This is a genomic window from Bacillus cereus group sp. N11 (assembly GCF_016483605.1).
Taxonomy (GTDB): domain Bacteria; phylum Bacillota; class Bacilli; order Bacillales; family Bacillaceae_G; genus Bacillus_A; species Bacillus_A toyonensis.
Genome location: NZ_JAEHBN010000002.1, coordinates 64,933 through 80,041 on the forward strand (window position 1 = coordinate 64,933; position 15,109 = coordinate 80,041).

The following is a 15,109-nucleotide window of genomic DNA, read 5'->3' on the forward strand; positions in this document are numbered from 1 at the left end:
TCAATGGTTTTTCGGAAAATAAGTAAAATTTTTTTGTATTTTAAATAGCAATAAAAAAAGAACAGCATTAATGCTGTTCTTTTCCGTTAATAAATTGTTGTAAATCAAAAGGAGTTATCGCTTGGATAAATTCTTTTGAGATAAGTGTTTGAACGAGAGTGCTCTCAGAAATGCTAGCACCTGTTTTCTTTTCATAAGCTTGTTTTAATAAATCGAGTTTTTCAGCCGTTTCTTGCGGTAATTCAATTGTAAGTGTGTTCATAATTTCTCCCCCTTATTATTAGAGTACCATTACAATATAAGAGAGACAAGAAAAGAAAAGAGAATATGAAACATAAAAAAGGTTACCATTTTTTAAATGGTAACCTTTTTTATGTATAAGAGGTATTAAGCGATACCGATATACTTTAAAGTTTTTGATGGAGTACTATGATCAAAGAAGTGTTGTAAAAATGCAATGTCAACACCTGATTTGTATGCACAATAGCCCCAAGTTTTTCGAAGTGTATGTGAGCTAATCCCTTCTAATCCAACTTCTTTTGCAGCTTTGTTTAAAATGTACCATGCATGTTGTCTCGTAATAGATTTTGTTCCTTTTTGAGACTTTAATAATGGCTCATTGCGTTTCCAAGTTTTACGTTCTTTCATGTAGTCTTCGATTGCGTGCTGTAAGTCTTCATTTACAGCAAACCATTTATGTTTCTTTACTTTTTCATTGTAAAATAAAATGGAATGGCGAACATTTTCGTTTTCATCGATGACATCGCTAACTTTTAATTGTAAGATTTCGCTTACTTTTAAGCCAGAATTTACGGCTAATACGAATAATAAGCCATCACGTTTCGAAGATTGTAAAAGTATATTTTTGATAGTTTCTAATTGTTTTTCACTTTGAATAGGTTGTCCTGCTTGTTTCATTTCACGCACTCTCCTCTTTTATATGTGTAAAGGAAAGGATTAACTTGTTTCTTACTATAAAGGGAGAGTGTGAATTTCATGTGAACTCCTAGTGAAATTAAGACAAATTATTTGACTTCTTTTACATTTGGTAAATTAAAATAGAATACAACGCTATTATTCGTATTATATACACCGTACTTGGCATGATGGAGATCTAAAATGTTTTTTACAATAGATAACCCGAGACCGGTACCACCAGTATGACGACTACGTGATGCATCTAAACGATAGAAGCGATCCCAAATTTTTTCAAGACTTTCTTCTGGGATAGGATTTCCTGTATTCTCGATTTCGACTTTTACTGTATCTTTGGTTTCTATAACAGAGACTTTTATTCTTTCTCCATCGGGCGTATAGCGAATTGCATTGCTAAGTAAGTTCACAACTACTTGCTCAATACGACTACGATTCGCTTTAACAAATATAGAAGTGTCTGCATCGACGTCCACTTGTAACTGCTTTTCCTCCATACTAAATAATAACTTTGTATGGATTTGCTGAATTAATTCACCGATTGAGAATGTTGTCATTTCTAGTTTGTACGTACCCGATTCTAGTTTTGCTAATTCTAACATTTCAACAATAAGTCTGTTCATATTTTCTGTTTCTTCTAAAATAACATCTGTATAATACGTTGTATCTTTACTAACACCATCTTGAATCCCTTCTGCGAAACTTCTAATTACACTAAGTGGTGTTTTTAATTCGTGGGATACACCAGAAATGAATTCTTTCCTCGTCTTCTCTAATTGACGTTCACGTTCAATATCTTGTTGTAATTTTGTATTGGCAACATTTAATCGATCAATTCTGTCTTTTAAGTTTACAGATAATGTATTGATACTGCCGGAAAGTCCGCCAATTTCATCGTCTGCTGTAACAGGTAGTTTCTCGCTAAAATCAAAATTAGCCATTTTCTTTGTAACGCGATTAATCTTAATTAATGGTTTCACAATAATTTTTGAATAGTAGAAGGATAATAAAATAATCACGAGAAACACAATGATTAAGGCATAGACATAATAATCTTTTAAAACGAGCATCGCTTCATTAACAGGTTGCAAAGATACTATCGCAAAGGCGTACTCTGTAATTTTTCCGTTTTCAATAATAGGTTTTACAAAGATACGATTTTTTAAATTTTCGCCAGCATCTATGGGATATATGATTAGTTGATTTGAATTGAAAATCCCTTGTCTAATAGTGTTTGCAAAGGATTGAACAGCTTGTAATGTTTCAAAATCATTTGCAAGACGGACCTCGGCCTTGGAAGGAAGCTGTAATTTAGATATTACACCCTCAAAGTCCACCGTAGTAAATCCTTGTTGTTTATATCGGTTTGTAAGTCTGTTTTTAGATGGATTTTCACCAATTAATTGCATATCGGAAGTAATATTTCCATTGCTCCACTGATTATAATTTGTTTTTAATAATATTGGTGTAATTATATTACCGTGTAAGAATCCAAAGACGGATAGTATTCCATCTTTTTTTAAACCTAAATTTTCAAATTTATTATATTCTTCAGGTGTTAAAATATTGTTGAGTGGAATGGAATACGTTGTATCGTTAGGACCAATTACATCAATGTAGTAATTGGTGTCACTTTTAATAATGCCATTAGAATCTAAAAATTGCATTTCAGCATTTGTTTTATCATGAAATTCTTGTTTTAGTTTTCTAATTTCCTCATAACTTTTGCCGCTTTTTTCGTAATTATCTACGAATTTTTCAAAGGCAGTTTGAACGGTTTTTACTTTTTTATTAATATAAAATTTCTCTAAAAATAGAGACTGTCCTAGGAAAAAGAGGAGGAATATGATTGTAAATAATGTTGATGTTAATAAAAATAGTTTAAAGACGATACTTCTGTTTTTCACTGCTTCACCTCTTATGAGAAATACTGTAAATGATTTCACTTTATTATAACAAACGTGACAAGAAAGTAGAGGGAGAAATCTGTCTCTTTCTAAAGTAGTTTTTTATAAAAAGTCACATAAAAAGAACTCGACAGACGTATGACGAGTTCTTTAATGTATTATTGTTGAATTGCTGCATCTAAAGCGATTTCAATCATCTCGTTAAATGTAGTTTGACGTTCTTCAGATGTTGTTTCTTCACCAGTGAAGATGTGATCGCTTACTGTTAATACAGATAATGCATTTACACCATATTTCGCTGCTAATGTGTAAAGAGCAGTTGTTTCCATCTCTACTGCTAATACACCGTAATCTGCAAGTTTTTTAACCATGTCCATGCTTTCACGATAAAAAACATCTGCTGTTAAAACGTTACCAACACGAACGTGTAATCCTTTTTCAGTTCCTGCATCGTAAGCTTTCTTTAAAAGGTCAAAGTTTGCAGCTGGTGCAAAATCAAAACCTGGGAATGTTAAACGGTTCATATTCGAATCAGTACAAGCTGTCATTGCAATAATAACGTCACGTACTTTTACGTCCTTTTGAATTGCACCGCAAGTCCCAACACGAATTAAATTTTTAACTCCGTAGCTTTGGATTAGTTCGTTTACATAAATAGAAATAGAAGGAACACCCATACCTGTACCTTGAACAGATACACGTTTTCCTTTATAAGTTCCAGTGAAACCTAACATACCACGCACGTTATTATAGCAAGTAACGTCCTCTAGAAATGTTTCAGCGATATATTTTGCGCGTAATGGATCACCAGGTAATAGAATAGATTCAGCGATTTCGCCTTGTTTTGCTTCAATATGTACACTCATGAAAAGTCCTCCTTATAATGTATTGATAGAAATCAATATCATTTGCATTATACACTACGAATCCGTTCAATTAAAATCTTTTTAATTATTTGTAATATGTGCAAAAGAGGAGGATTTCATAAATCATAATCTAGAATATATATGAAAGAAGTTTTGTATAAACAGAGACAATAAAAATGGTAGGTGATTTTTTGAAAAATCTTGTCATTGGACTTGTAGCTTTGGTACTTATTGTGGCGGGAGGATTTTACATAAAAAAGTATCAGGAAACCGTAGAGACGGTAGGAGGTGTTCAAGAAGTAAAATGGGATGTATCAAATGGAAAAGGAAATGATAAAGTAGATATTTTGTTTCAATTACTAAATAAAAAGAATAATGAGGTTCGTGGTGTAAATGATCAAATTCGGGCAGTTATTGTAGATGAACAGTTAAAACATATACAACAGATTAAACCTACATTTGCAGGGAATGGATCATATAAGTTATCTTCCAAAATAGCGAAAGATGAAGCGTATACAATATTTTTATATGAAGACAAAAATAAGTCAGTAGAATCATTCGCGAAGACAGATTTTGGGAGAGAAAAAGAAGAAAAAAATAAGAAGAAGGTGAACCTGCCAGTCGATAGTGTACTTACAAAAAAAATTGGAGAGCATGAAGTTTCTCTTTTATTCGGTGCATTACATCCGAATGAGCCGGTGACGTTAACATTTCAGTTTCAAGCAAAAAAGGGTGAAAAATTGAAATTACATTCAGAGAGAGGAGAAGAGGAAACTCTTTATATCGTAGATGAAACGAGGGAAAACTTTTTATACGCTATGCCTGTTGATACGGATGAGCAATTACAGTATCGTATTACATTTCCTGCCCAAGGCACGTATAAACTGTGGGGAACTTTTTATATAAATGGTAAGAAATATGAGAAGGATTTTATCGTACAAGTTCAAAAAAGAAAAAACAGCTAAATTTTTAGCTGTTTTTTCTTTTTCCTATTAGTTTTGTTACAGAGAGCATCGTAATTGGTAAAGAATGATTCTTCCTAAATGCTAAATATTTACCGCTCCATGCTGGTTTGTATTTCTCTTTAAAATGTCGTAATCCGCTGAAACTATACGTATAACGAACGTTATTAAAGATTGCAGCAGCAACTCTTTCAGACCAAAATGATTGTGTTGATAACCCAACATTGGAAAGTGGCGCCATACCAATATTAAAGGAGTGATATTCATTTTCTTTTGCCCATTGGAATAAGTGGATGAAAATTGCGTCCATAATTCCACTAGGTGCATCTGGATAATAGCGCATTAAATCAACAGACAATGATCCGTTTTGATATACGGGCATAAAGGTTGTGAATGCGATAATCTTTCCATCCGCATCAGATAATGTAGCGATAGGAGCACGGCTAATATATTCACGATCGAAGTATCCGAGTGAAAAACCTTTCTCTTTTTTTCCACCGAGCCATGCATCAGAAACTTTCCGTAACTCTTCGAATAATTCGTCTGAGAATGGCGGCTGATGAATAGAGAATGTATAGCCTTCTCTTTCAAAACGATTGAAAGTCGCTCGCATACCAGCGCGTTTCTTTCCTGTTATTGTAAATGTATTTAAATCAACGACAGCTTCTTCACCAAGTTTAAAGAAGTTATAACCAAAATCATGATATAAACTCATCCATTTACTTTCGATTTGATAAAATACACAAATGTATCCAAATCGATCAGCTTCAGCTAAAAACTCTTGCAACACATTACGATAGGAGGAAGGGTCACCAATTGGATCACCTAATACAACAAGACGTTTTCCAGTTATGGAGAAGAGAAGGAGCGCTTTCCCATCACTGCTAAAGAAGAATTGTTTATCTCCTAAATAACCTAAATGACTAAGTACATTTCCACCGTGTTCATCTAAGAAGTTTTGTAACCTTTTATCATTTGCTGGTTGCCCGGGAAATTCATTTCGATAACGATTGGCAATGAGTGAGCCAATTAGTAAAAAAGTAGGAACGAAAAAGGCAGCTGCTAATGCACTTCGTTTCACTTGGGTAATATTACGAACGACGAAATCAGGTTTAAAAGCTTCTTTTGCACCTGCAAATAAAATACCTAAGTTTTTATATAAATATAACGTTACAAGTAAGAATATAAAAACTTTTACGATATCAGAAAGTGAGACTTCCATTTTCTCGCGTACGAATCTTTTACGAAGCATATATAATACAGCGAGTACGATTAACAAAATAAATGTTTCTTCAATATCAATTCCTTTTAGCGTATTAAAGATAGCGGCTCCAATTAAAGAAATAATTGTCATATAATAAGAACGTTTTGTTCCGTAATATATTCCCCTTGAAAGGATTAGAAGGAGAATACCGAATGTTAGCGATAAGCTAAAAGAAAACTGAATCAGATGCTTTGGAGCTAAAATATGTAAGGCGTGTGCCCGGTTTATACTTGTTGGTAAAATAGTCGATAAAATAACCATTAAGCCAGCAAATACTGTTAAAGCAGCAGATGCCCATGAACCTAATTTCCCTAGAAAGTCACGCTGCAAAGTCCATATAACGCCAGTGGTTTCTAATGCAGGCGCAATAAAAGGTTTATCTTCAAACTTTTTAATGGCCACTCCTGTCATTTCGAAAGCCGCAAAAATGAGACCAAGGCAGAATGGTAAAATGTAATAGACGAGGCGATATAATAACATAGCAGGCAGTAAAACACCTGTATCAATGCCGTATTGTCCTAGTCCAGTTAAGAAGACAAGGTCAAATGAACCAAGCCCACCAGGGACAAGACTAACGACGCCAGCTAAGGCAGCAATTACATATACACCTAAAAACTTTTGAAAGTCAACTTCAATTCCAAACAGTATTAAAATGACGTACATAACGATACCAGCAGATACCCATTCGACTAATGAAACTAATGAGTATAAAACAGTTGGATTTTTCTCTTCCTCTTCTTGTCCTTCGGTTTGCGTTGTTTTTCTATTTTTAAGTTTAGAAAAGCCGATGTATATAGGGACGAAAAGGGCAAAGAAGATAAGGACAGGCCATAACCACGGTTTTTCATGCAAAATAAATCTTGTGTCTAATATTCCGATAAGACCGAGGAATGAAAGTATGGCTAATCCGTTAATAAAGGCAGTCGTCATCCAGGCAATACTTTTAATAAGCTTGCTATTTTCTTTTATGTATGGACGATAAAGCATTGTTCGTACACCAGCTCCAACGAGGCCACCAAATCCAATAAAACCATTTAAAGTATTCGCAATCCATGAGATACGGAAAATCTTTTGGACAGGTATATCAGCTTTTAAGTAACGAAGCATAACATAATCATAAAAGAACATCGTTGATACAGCGAATGCACCAAGTGTAATTGCTAAAAAGACTCCTCCAGTTGGAATGTTTTTAATTGTATCAATCGCTTCTAAAAAAGAAATGCCCGCTAATTCTTTTTTTGCTTGAAAGAATACAATTGTTAATACAACAAATGGGAAGATAATTTTCCCGATTTGTAAGAAACGTTTCCATGAAAACGACATAAATACAACTCTCCTTGTATAAGAAAACTGAGACAATAATATTATTATGACAAACTTCAAGAAAAATAAAAAGGTAAATTCCTGTATAGGTAAGCTATTTTTTATATAGGTATATTTAAAAGAATATTTCGTTTATCAGAAAGTTAAGTTAAAATGGAGTGAAAGAAGGAAGAGAGGGGAAGTATATGATTATAATAGGTTATGCGGGGCATGAGTTAGAGAAAGCAAAACCTAATACATCAGAAGATTTTTTTAACAGATCTGAAGTGACATATATATTAAATGATAAAGAGAAAACTTTTTCAGTTTTATACGTTCGCTATTTTGAAGAAGTTATACAAGAAATTACTCCTTTTGAAGGAAATCCAGTGTGTAAAGTAGAAGAACAAGACATATATTTACGGGATATTGTAGCGATATGTTGTTTAGTGAAAGATAAGGAGCTCCGTGCGCAAAAACGTTTATATTTAAATAATATAGAAGAATTTCAACAATATTTTGATGAGAGAACAGTGTTGAAAGTACAAGAAATATTGGCTGAATTACATAAAAATAAAAGAATAGAAATAGCGTGAAATGGAAAGGGAGAGGGAAGAAATGTCTAATTTGATGGTTGAAAATCAAACAGAACAAGTTTCTATATTTTTAGAAGATGCGATTACTTTGATAACCAATTATGTAAATTATCATACGTTGCCTTTTTTATTAGAAGAGACACCAGCTGGGAACGAGCAATATTATAAAGGGTTATTAGCATCAATGAGACGTCTTCTCGTTTTTTGCGAAGAAGGACATGATGCATGTTTTGTTTTGCTGAATAGCCAGCCATTTCGAAAAACAGCAGCTGAAAAAATTTTATATAAGATATATCATCAAGTAATTGCAGAGTTTTTTTCCCCGAAGAGTGATCATTGGTATGAAAATAGTCGATCTGCATATACAGGAAAAAATTCTATCGTTTTTCAACAAACACCACCTTCATCTATAGAGCAAGTGATGAAGAATTTAGAAGGTAAATTTCAATTGATGCGTGAAGAACTAGAATATTATGAGACAGATTACCAAACGAAGATGTTACACAAATACTAATTAAGGAAAAGAAGCTAAGGAGACTTAGCTTCTTTTCCTTTTGTACAGTTATATAAGGGATTTTCATTGAATATATTTAAGTGGATAGCAATAAGGAGGTGTAACATGAGTCAGCAAGGTGTATTTACAGATTACTTTCATGAAGTAGAAAGTTGGTGTGAAAGTGTTCTTCACGTATTAGATAGCCGCGCAATGGAAGTGTATGATGTCCATATGCTTGCTTATAAAATTCAGACATTATTAGAGCGTATGAAAGAGCATGAGTACGAAACGGATGCGGAGTTTATGTATGAAATAAGCGATGATGTAGAACATATTCAACATCATCTGCAGGAAGTATTTATGCAAGAAGAGGAATATGAACTATATGAAAGAGGGGATAGTGAACGAGCTGTTCCAATTGGAGGGCATACACTCCCGCCATTACCTTATCCATATAACGCGTTAGAGCCGTATATTTCTAGAGAAATTATGATGTTACACCATGATAAACATCATCGTAGTTATGTAGAAGGGTTAAATAAAGCAGAGAAGATGATGGAGGAAGCGAGAAAAACCAATCAATTTGATTTAATTAAGCATTGGGAACGAGAAGCGGCTTTTCATGGATCAGGACATTATTTACACACGATATTTTGGAATAACATGAAAAAAGATGGTGGTGGAAGTCCAAGAGGGGTTTTTTCACAACAAATTGAACAAGATTTTGGGAGCTTTTTACGTTTTCAAAAACATTTTACGGAAGCAGCCTCTAAAGTAGAAGGTTCAGGCTGGGCGATTCTCGTTTGGGTCCCCCGATCTGGAAGGTTAGAAATTTTGCAGAGTACACTTCATCAATTGTTTACACAATGGGATACGATACCGCTCCTTGTACTAGATGTATGGGAACATGCGTATTATTTACAATACCAAAATCGAAAAGATGAATATATTAAAAACTGGTGGAATGTTGTGAATTGGCCTGATGTAGAAAAAAGATTTGAAACTGCGAAACAAATTGAATGGACACCATATTAGACGCAAATTTCTTGCGTCTTTTTTAATGGGAGCAGAAGGAAGATTTCGTTCATATTTTAAAAGGCCAAGCATACACTTGTACAAAAAGTGCCAAAAGGACGTGGGGGGAAATATGAGACGAATTTGTGTAATCATTACGCTTCTTATTATGTACGCAAGCGTTATGCTGATTCCTACATATGCAAAGATGAACAGTAATGTTAGCGCTCGAAATGCTGTATTAATGGAGCAAAGTTCTGGTCGTGTATTATACGGAAAAGCAGAACATGAGCCACAAAAAATTGCTAGTATAACAAAAATTATGACAGCCTTGTTAGCTGCTGAATCAGGAAAAATGAAAGAAATGGTATCAGTTAGTAATGAAGCAGTCAGGGTGGAAGGATCGGCGATTTATTTAAAACCTGGACAAAAAGTGAAGCTAGAGGATTTAGTATACGGACTTATGCTTAGATCAGGTAATGACGCAGCGCAAGTAATTGCTGAAAATGTAGGAGGGAGTATAGAGGGGTTCGTATATTTAATGAATGAAAAGGCGAAACAAATTGGAATGAAAGATACTCACTTCTCAAATCCTCATGGTTTGGATGGAGATGGCTCTCATTATTCTTCGGCTTATGATATGGCACTGTTAACGAAATATGCAATGGGGAACGAGACCTTTAAGAAAATTTTTGGCACAAAAACGTATAAATCAAATTCATGGGATTATCCGTGGAAAAATAAACATAAGCTTGTGACATCCTATTATGAATTTGCAACAGGTGGGAAAACAGGTTTTACGAAAAAAGCAGGACGAACGCTTGTTACAACGGCATCAAAAGATGGACTAGATTTAATTGTCGTGACTTTGAGTGCTTCTAGTGATTGGGATGATCATATGAATCTATTTGACAAAGGGTTTGAACGTTTTAAGCAAACAAAAGTTTTAGGACAAGGAGCGCTTGCTGAAATAAATGAAAAGAAATATGCCAATCATGTTTATACGAAAAATAGTTTTTCGGTACCGTTAACTGAAGAAGAAAAAAAGAACGTAGTATTAAAAGTTGAACTCGATAAAAGTGCAAAACTTACGGATGGAGTAAAGGTTGGGAAGACAGACATTTATGTTGGTAATGAAAAAGTCGGAGAACGGAATTTATTTTATAGTAAACGGAAGTTAGTAGCTGCAACGGGTATGTACTGGAACAATGTGAAGGAAATTTTTTCTTACATGATAGGTGTTGGGAACGATGGTTAATCTCGTCTGGGCAGCGATGGCGGTCATAGGGATTGTGTATGCCATGATAAACGGAACGATGGAAGAAGTAACGAAAGCTGTATTTGACGGGTCAAAAGATGCGGTAACGATTTGCATAGGGCTTATTAGCGTTTTAGTATTTTGGCTTGGCTTAATGAAAATTGCAGAGGAAGCAGGGTTGTTAAAAAAGTTAGTTACACTTTTTATGCCGATAGTAAAAAGGTTGTTTCCAGAAATACCGAAGGATCATCCGTCAATGGGATTTATTCTATCGAATATGATGGCGAACTTTTTTGGACTAGGTAATGCAGCAACCCCTCTTGGTATTAAAGCGATGGAACAACTGAAAGAATTAAATGGAGGGAAGGATTCGGCCAGTCGCTCTATGGTGACGTTTCTAGCATTAAATACATCAGCTATTACTTTAATTCCTACTACCGTCATTTCGATTCGAATGACTTATGAATCAGCAAATCCTACTGAAATTGTTGGGGTAACATTCATTGCACAAGTGCTCTCTATGATTGGGGCAATTTGGATTGACCGCTATTTTTACCGAAGAAGGAGTAGAAAGGGGCGGAAAAAATGAGTATTGTAAATACAATTTCATTATGGGTAATCCCTTGTGTAATTGGTTTTATCCTTTTATATGGCACGATAAAGAAAGTCCCAACGTATGAATCGTTCGTTGAGGGAGGAAAAGAAGGGATTCAAATTGCAGTTTCCATTTTACCGTTTATGGTTGGAATGCTTGTATCCATTTCTATTTTTCGGGCATCAGGTGCTTTAGATGCGATGATATCTGTAATGAAGCCGATGTTAGATTTAATTCATGTCCCAGCAGAAATCGTTCCACTTGCGCTTATACGTCCAATTTCGGGTTCTGCTGGTTTAAGTATTACGACTGATTTAATTGCAACATATGGACCAGATTCGTTTATTGGGAGATTAGCTTCTACGATGCAAGGGAGTACAGATACGACTTTTTATATTTTAACAGTATACTTCGGAGCTGTTGGGATTAGAAAAATGGGGGATGCATTAAAAGTAGGCCTTTTTGCAGATTTAATCGGGATTATTTGCTCAATTGTGTTTGTTTCTTTATTGTTTCAGTAATACTATTCATTTTTTAGGCTATTTCGCTTATAATACGTATACGACCACTATTAAGGTGTAGCTTAATAGTGGTTTTTTTATGCAGTATTTTTGACAAAATGATGAACTTTTATTGTGAGAAATATGAAAAATATGGACAATAATAAAGGATAAAAACATGATTTGCCCTTTATATGTTTAATATCATCGCTATGTTGTTTAAGTGAGACGAGGCGAACAGTCGTAAAACGTATGCGGTTGCCAAGTCTTTCTAATGTAAGGTAAGATAAATTCGAGGTGAAAAAAAGAAATGGAACGATTACAAAAAGTGATTGCACAAGCAGGTATTGCATCGAGAAGAAAGGCTGAGGAATTAATTCAGCAAGGAAAAGTGAAAGTTAATGGAAAAATAGTGAAGGAGTTAGGAACAAAAGTAACTCCTCAAGATAAAGTAGAAGTAAATAACATCCCTCTTGAAAAAGAAGAACCTGTTTATTTTTTACTATATAAACCAACTGGCGTAATTTCAAGTGTATCAGATGATAAAGGAAGAAATGTTGTAACAGACTTTTTCCCTGAAATTACACAACGTTTATTCCCAATCGGACGCTTAGATTATGATACGTCTGGCGTATTATTAATGACAAACGATGGGGACTTCGCTAATGTATTAATGCACCCGAGATATAAAGTTGAAAAAACATATGTTGCAAAAATAAAAGGGCCATTAACAGGTGAGAAAATTCGCATGTTAGAACGAGGTGTTACATTAGAAGACGGGAAGACAGCACCAGCAAATGTGAAAATTATTTCTTGGGACAAGCGTAAAGAGATGGCGATTGTACAATTAACAATTCACGAAGGCCGTAACCGTCAAGTACGTCGTATGTTTGAAGCGTTAGACTGTAAAGTAGTGAAATTAAAACGTGAACGTTATGCCTTTTTAGAAGTGGGTAGTTTGCGACCTGGTGATGCAAGAGAATTGACACCACATGAGGTAAAACAATTACGCGCGCTTGCATCTACAAAGCCAAGATAAGCTATAGAGTTAAAATTTCACCAGTGGAGTGCTCTGCTGGTGATTTATTCAATATAATATTTACAGAAAAGAATACATACCATTTACCGAGGAGAGGGGAGACAAGATGAAGAAAAATCGCTTATTATTTCGTGTTATCATTCTGCTCATTTTAAGCGGTGCTGTAGGATTTACCCTTTATCAAGGGTTTTTCACTGATAAAGAGAAAATGCAAATTGGGAAAGAAGCACCTAATTTTGTTGTGACGGATTTGGAAGGAAAGAAAATTGAATTAAAGGACTTAAAGGGTAAAGGTGTATTTTTAAACTTTTGGGGAACTTGGTGTAAACCTTGTGAAAAAGAAATGCCTTATATGAATGAATTATATCCAAAGTATAAAGAAAAAGGCGTTGAAATTATTGCGTTAGATGCAGATGAAACAGATATTGCTGTTAAGAACTTTGTGAAACAATATGATTTGAAATTCCCAGTTGCCATTGATAAAGGAACAAAAATCATAGGCACATATGGAGTAGGTCCATTACCGACAAGCTTTTTGATTGATAAAGATGGAAAAGTAGTGGAGCAAATTATAGGTGAACAAACGAAAGAACAGTTAGAAGGCTATTTAAAGAAAATTACTCCGTAATAAAGAAAGCCTTTACATAAGAGGTGCATGTCTATAGCGCCTCTGATTTAAAAATTCTGAGTATTGCGGTAACTTGAGGTTAGAATATACAATAGTACATATAGATACAGGGGCGGTGAGAGTGTTGAAAGAAATTAAATGTGAGTGTGGACATGTTAATCCGATAGGAACCATTTTTTGTGAAGCTTGTGGGAAACCATTTGAAAGCAATGAAAATGTAAAACTATTGGATATGCGCTATGAGGGGAGTGCGCGGAGATCTCTCACGCAAACAAAAACGATAGTCGATAAAATTTGGAGCTTTTTCTCTTCTGTAAAAGTAGGTGTATGGCTAATCGTAATAACTTTAGCTGCATCAGCGATAGGAACAATTTTTCCGCAAGAAATGTACATAACGCCAGGAATTGCACCAGCTGAATATTATAAACAGGAATACGGATTTTTAGGGCAATTATACTATCAATTAGGATTTAATAATTTATACGGTTCATGGTGGTACATGATTTTAATTGCTTCTATCGGTACTTCACTTGTGATATGTAGTTTAGACCGTGTTATTCCCCTTTATAAAGCTTTAAAAAAACAAGGGGTAAAAAGACATCCTAGCTTTTTAAAGAGACAAAGATTATACGGGACTGGTACTCCGCAAGATGGTGACTTGGAAAGAGTGCAAAAGAATTTAAAGAAAAGAAACTATAACGTGAAAGTGGAAGACGGAAACGTTTTAGCGGAAAAGGGACGTTTCTCACGTTGGGGTCCATATGTAAATCATATCGGCCTTATTATCTTTTTATTCGGTGCGATGCTTCGTTTTTTACCGAGTATGTACGTAGACGAAGCTCTTTGGTTACGTGATGGTGAAACGAAAGAAGTACCAGGGACGGATGGTCAATACTATTTAAAAAATGAGAAGTTTATAAAAGAAGTTTATGATAAAAGTAAGGATAAGGAAGTTTTTGATGAAGCGATAGACCGTGTTGGGGATAAAATGATTGCGAAAAACTTCCAAACGAATGCAGTATTATATAAAGCGGTAGGCGAAAATATAGCAGGGCAAAAACCGAAATTAGAAAAAGTAAAAGAAGCGGAAATTCGCGTGAATGAGCCATTGAAATTTGATCAATTTGCAGTGTATCAAGTGGATTATAAAGAAAGTGAATTTAAAAGTATGTCCTTCCACTTGCAAAACAAAGAAAATAATCAAAAGTGGGGACCAATTAAAGTAGATTTAGCGAATCCAACAGAAAAATACGATTTAGGAAATGGTTATTCTTTAGAACTATTAAGCTATTTTCCAGATTTTTATTTTGATGAGAATGGAAAACCGAATACAAAAACAAAATTACCAAACAACCCTGCATTCGTATTTAAAATGTTTACGCCTGAGACGCCAGATGGTGAAGTGAGTTTCGTTGGTATTCAGCAAAATATAGAAGCAGATGGAAACAACAAATATAAAATGTCATTTGCAGGTGTTGAAATGCAAAATGCGACAGCTCTAACGGTTAGGAAAGATTTAACGCTTTGGATTCTTGGTATTGGAGGATTTATATTTATGGTTGGTGTCATTCAAGGTATGTATTGGAATCATCGCCGTATTTGGATACAACGTGTTAATGATGAATGGTGGATTGCAGGACATACGAATAAAAATTGGTTCGGTTTAAAGAAAGATATTGAAAGAATACTAGAAGGTACAGCAATTCCACAGCCAAATGATAAAGTAATTGATAAAAAAATTAGTTAAGG

15 protein-coding genes are annotated in these 15,109 nt (G+C 34.6%); 10 read left to right on the forward strand and 5 right to left on the reverse strand.

Going from position 1 to position 15,109, the window contains the following annotated elements; genetic code table 11:
- Positions 1 to 67: 67 nt before the first annotated feature.
- The 4 genes from JDS98_RS04130 to deoD form a co-directional block, all read right to left on the reverse strand.
- On the reverse strand, positions 68 to 262 hold the full coding sequence (locus JDS98_RS04130) for a DUF3924 domain-containing protein (protein WP_001094863.1): 195 nt from the start codon (positions 260 to 262) through the stop codon (positions 68 to 70).
- Positions 263 to 387: 125 nt separating this feature from the next.
- Entirely contained in the window at positions 388 to 918 is a 531-nt protein-coding gene (locus tag JDS98_RS04135; RefSeq protein WP_000806240.1) for a tyrosine-type recombinase/integrase, read from the reverse strand.
- Between the two features lie 107 nt (positions 919 to 1,025).
- Positions 1,026 to 2,840, reverse strand: coding sequence for a sensor histidine kinase (locus JDS98_RS04140; protein WP_199633586.1), 1,815 nt, complete (start codon positions 2,838 to 2,840; stop codon positions 1,026 to 1,028).
- A gap of 158 nt (positions 2,841 to 2,998) precedes the next feature.
- On the reverse strand, positions 2,999 to 3,706 hold the full coding sequence (gene deoD, locus JDS98_RS04145; protein ID WP_000110704.1) for a purine-nucleoside phosphorylase: 708 nt from the start codon (positions 3,704 to 3,706) through the stop codon (positions 2,999 to 3,001).
- Between the two features lie 176 nt (positions 3,707 to 3,882).
- Between deoD and JDS98_RS04150 the strand changes: the two genes are divergently transcribed.
- Positions 3,883 to 4,671, forward strand: coding sequence for a hypothetical protein (locus tag JDS98_RS04150; protein WP_141523542.1), 789 nt, complete (start codon positions 3,883 to 3,885; stop codon positions 4,669 to 4,671).
- 4 nt (positions 4,672 to 4,675) lie between these two features.
- Here the strand turns inward: JDS98_RS04150 and mprF are convergent, their stop codons facing one another.
- Positions 4,676 to 7,255 (reverse strand): bifunctional lysylphosphatidylglycerol flippase/synthetase MprF, encoded by a 2,580-nt coding sequence (gene mprF, locus JDS98_RS04155; RefSeq protein WP_098911354.1) that lies wholly within the window; start codon positions 7,253 to 7,255, stop codon positions 4,676 to 4,678.
- Between the two features lie 185 nt (positions 7,256 to 7,440).
- Between mprF and JDS98_RS04160 the strand changes: the two genes are divergently transcribed.
- The 9 genes from JDS98_RS04160 (at position 7,441) to resB (ending at position 15,107) form a co-directional block, all read left to right on the forward strand.
- Positions 7,441 to 7,830: a hypothetical protein gene (locus JDS98_RS04160; RefSeq protein ID WP_000583780.1), complete on the forward strand. Its 390-nt coding sequence runs from the start codon at positions 7,441 to 7,443 to the stop codon at positions 7,828 to 7,830.
- Between the two features lie 22 nt (positions 7,831 to 7,852).
- Positions 7,853 to 8,344 carry a YpuI family protein gene (locus JDS98_RS04165; RefSeq protein ID WP_000067560.1) on the forward strand — a complete coding sequence of 164 codons (492 nt, stop codon included), beginning with the start codon at positions 7,853 to 7,855 and terminating at the stop codon, positions 8,342 to 8,344.
- A 105-nt stretch (positions 8,345 to 8,449) separates the two neighbouring features.
- The gene (locus JDS98_RS04170) at positions 8,450 to 9,361 is read left to right on the forward strand and encodes a superoxide dismutase (protein WP_052943499.1); all 912 of its coding nucleotides are present in this window, start codon (positions 8,450 to 8,452) and stop codon (positions 9,359 to 9,361) included.
- 112 nt (positions 9,362 to 9,473) lie between these two features.
- Positions 9,474 to 10,598, forward strand: coding sequence for a D-alanyl-D-alanine carboxypeptidase DacB (gene dacB, locus JDS98_RS04175; protein ID WP_098911353.1), 1,125 nt, complete (start codon positions 9,474 to 9,476; stop codon positions 10,596 to 10,598).
- Entirely contained in the window at positions 10,591 to 11,187 is a 597-nt protein-coding gene (gene spmA / locus JDS98_RS04180; protein ID WP_000247802.1) for a spore maturation protein SpmA, read from the forward strand. Before dacB ends, spmA begins: the two co-directional genes overlap by 8 nt.
- On the forward strand, positions 11,184 to 11,714 hold the full coding sequence (spmB, locus tag JDS98_RS04185) for a spore maturation protein SpmB (RefSeq protein WP_000029515.1): 531 nt from the start codon (positions 11,184 to 11,186) through the stop codon (positions 11,712 to 11,714). Before spmA ends, spmB begins: the two co-directional genes overlap by 4 nt.
- A 289-nt stretch (positions 11,715 to 12,003) precedes the next feature.
- The gene (gene rluB / locus JDS98_RS04190; protein ID WP_000440550.1) at positions 12,004 to 12,732 is read left to right on the forward strand and encodes a 23S rRNA pseudouridine(2605) synthase RluB; all 729 of its coding nucleotides are present in this window, start codon (positions 12,004 to 12,006) and stop codon (positions 12,730 to 12,732) included.
- 106 nt (positions 12,733 to 12,838) lie between these two features.
- Entirely contained in the window at positions 12,839 to 13,360 is a 522-nt protein-coding gene (gene resA, locus JDS98_RS04195) for a thiol-disulfide oxidoreductase ResA (protein ID WP_000742208.1), read from the forward strand.
- A 121-nt stretch (positions 13,361 to 13,481) separates the two neighbouring features.
- The gene (gene resB, locus JDS98_RS04200; RefSeq protein ID WP_000910514.1) at positions 13,482 to 15,107 is read left to right on the forward strand and encodes a cytochrome c biogenesis protein ResB; all 1,626 of its coding nucleotides are present in this window, start codon (positions 13,482 to 13,484) and stop codon (positions 15,105 to 15,107) included.
- The last annotated feature ends 2 nt before the right edge of the window (positions 15,108 to 15,109 follow it).

What these genes read in the sequence shown, in the direction of transcription:
- JDS98_RS04130 (WP_001094863.1), bottom strand. Translation starts at nt 262, where the DNA reads ATGAACACACTTACAATTGAATTACCGCAAGAAACGGCTGAAAAACTC.
- JDS98_RS04135 (WP_000806240.1), bottom strand. Translation starts at nt 918, where the DNA reads ATGAAACAAGCAGGACAACCTATTCAAAGTGAAAAACAATTAGAAACT.
- deoD (WP_000110704.1), bottom strand. Translation starts at nt 3,706, where the DNA reads ATGAGTGTACATATTGAAGCAAAACAAGGCGAAATCGCTGAATCTATT.
- JDS98_RS04150 (WP_141523542.1), top strand. Translation starts at nt 3,883, where the DNA reads ATGGTAGGTGATTTTTTGAAAAATCTTGTCATTGGACTTGTAGCTTTG.
- mprF (WP_098911354.1), bottom strand. Translation starts at nt 7,255, where the DNA reads ATGTCGTTTTCATGGAAACGTTTCTTACAAATCGGGAAAATTATCTTC.
- JDS98_RS04160 (WP_000583780.1), top strand. Translation starts at nt 7,441, where the DNA reads ATGATTATAATAGGTTATGCGGGGCATGAGTTAGAGAAAGCAAAACCT.
- JDS98_RS04165 (WP_000067560.1), top strand. Translation starts at nt 7,853, where the DNA reads ATGTCTAATTTGATGGTTGAAAATCAAACAGAACAAGTTTCTATATTT.
- JDS98_RS04170 (WP_052943499.1), top strand. Translation starts at nt 8,450, where the DNA reads ATGAGTCAGCAAGGTGTATTTACAGATTACTTTCATGAAGTAGAAAGT.
- dacB (WP_098911353.1), top strand. Translation starts at nt 9,474, where the DNA reads ATGAGACGAATTTGTGTAATCATTACGCTTCTTATTATGTACGCAAGC.
- spmA (WP_000247802.1), top strand. Translation starts at nt 10,591, where the DNA reads ATGGTTAATCTCGTCTGGGCAGCGATGGCGGTCATAGGGATTGTGTAT.
- spmB (WP_000029515.1), top strand. Translation starts at nt 11,184, where the DNA reads ATGAGTATTGTAAATACAATTTCATTATGGGTAATCCCTTGTGTAATT.
- rluB (WP_000440550.1), top strand. Translation starts at nt 12,004, where the DNA reads ATGGAACGATTACAAAAAGTGATTGCACAAGCAGGTATTGCATCGAGA.
- resA (WP_000742208.1), top strand. Translation starts at nt 12,839, where the DNA reads ATGAAGAAAAATCGCTTATTATTTCGTGTTATCATTCTGCTCATTTTA.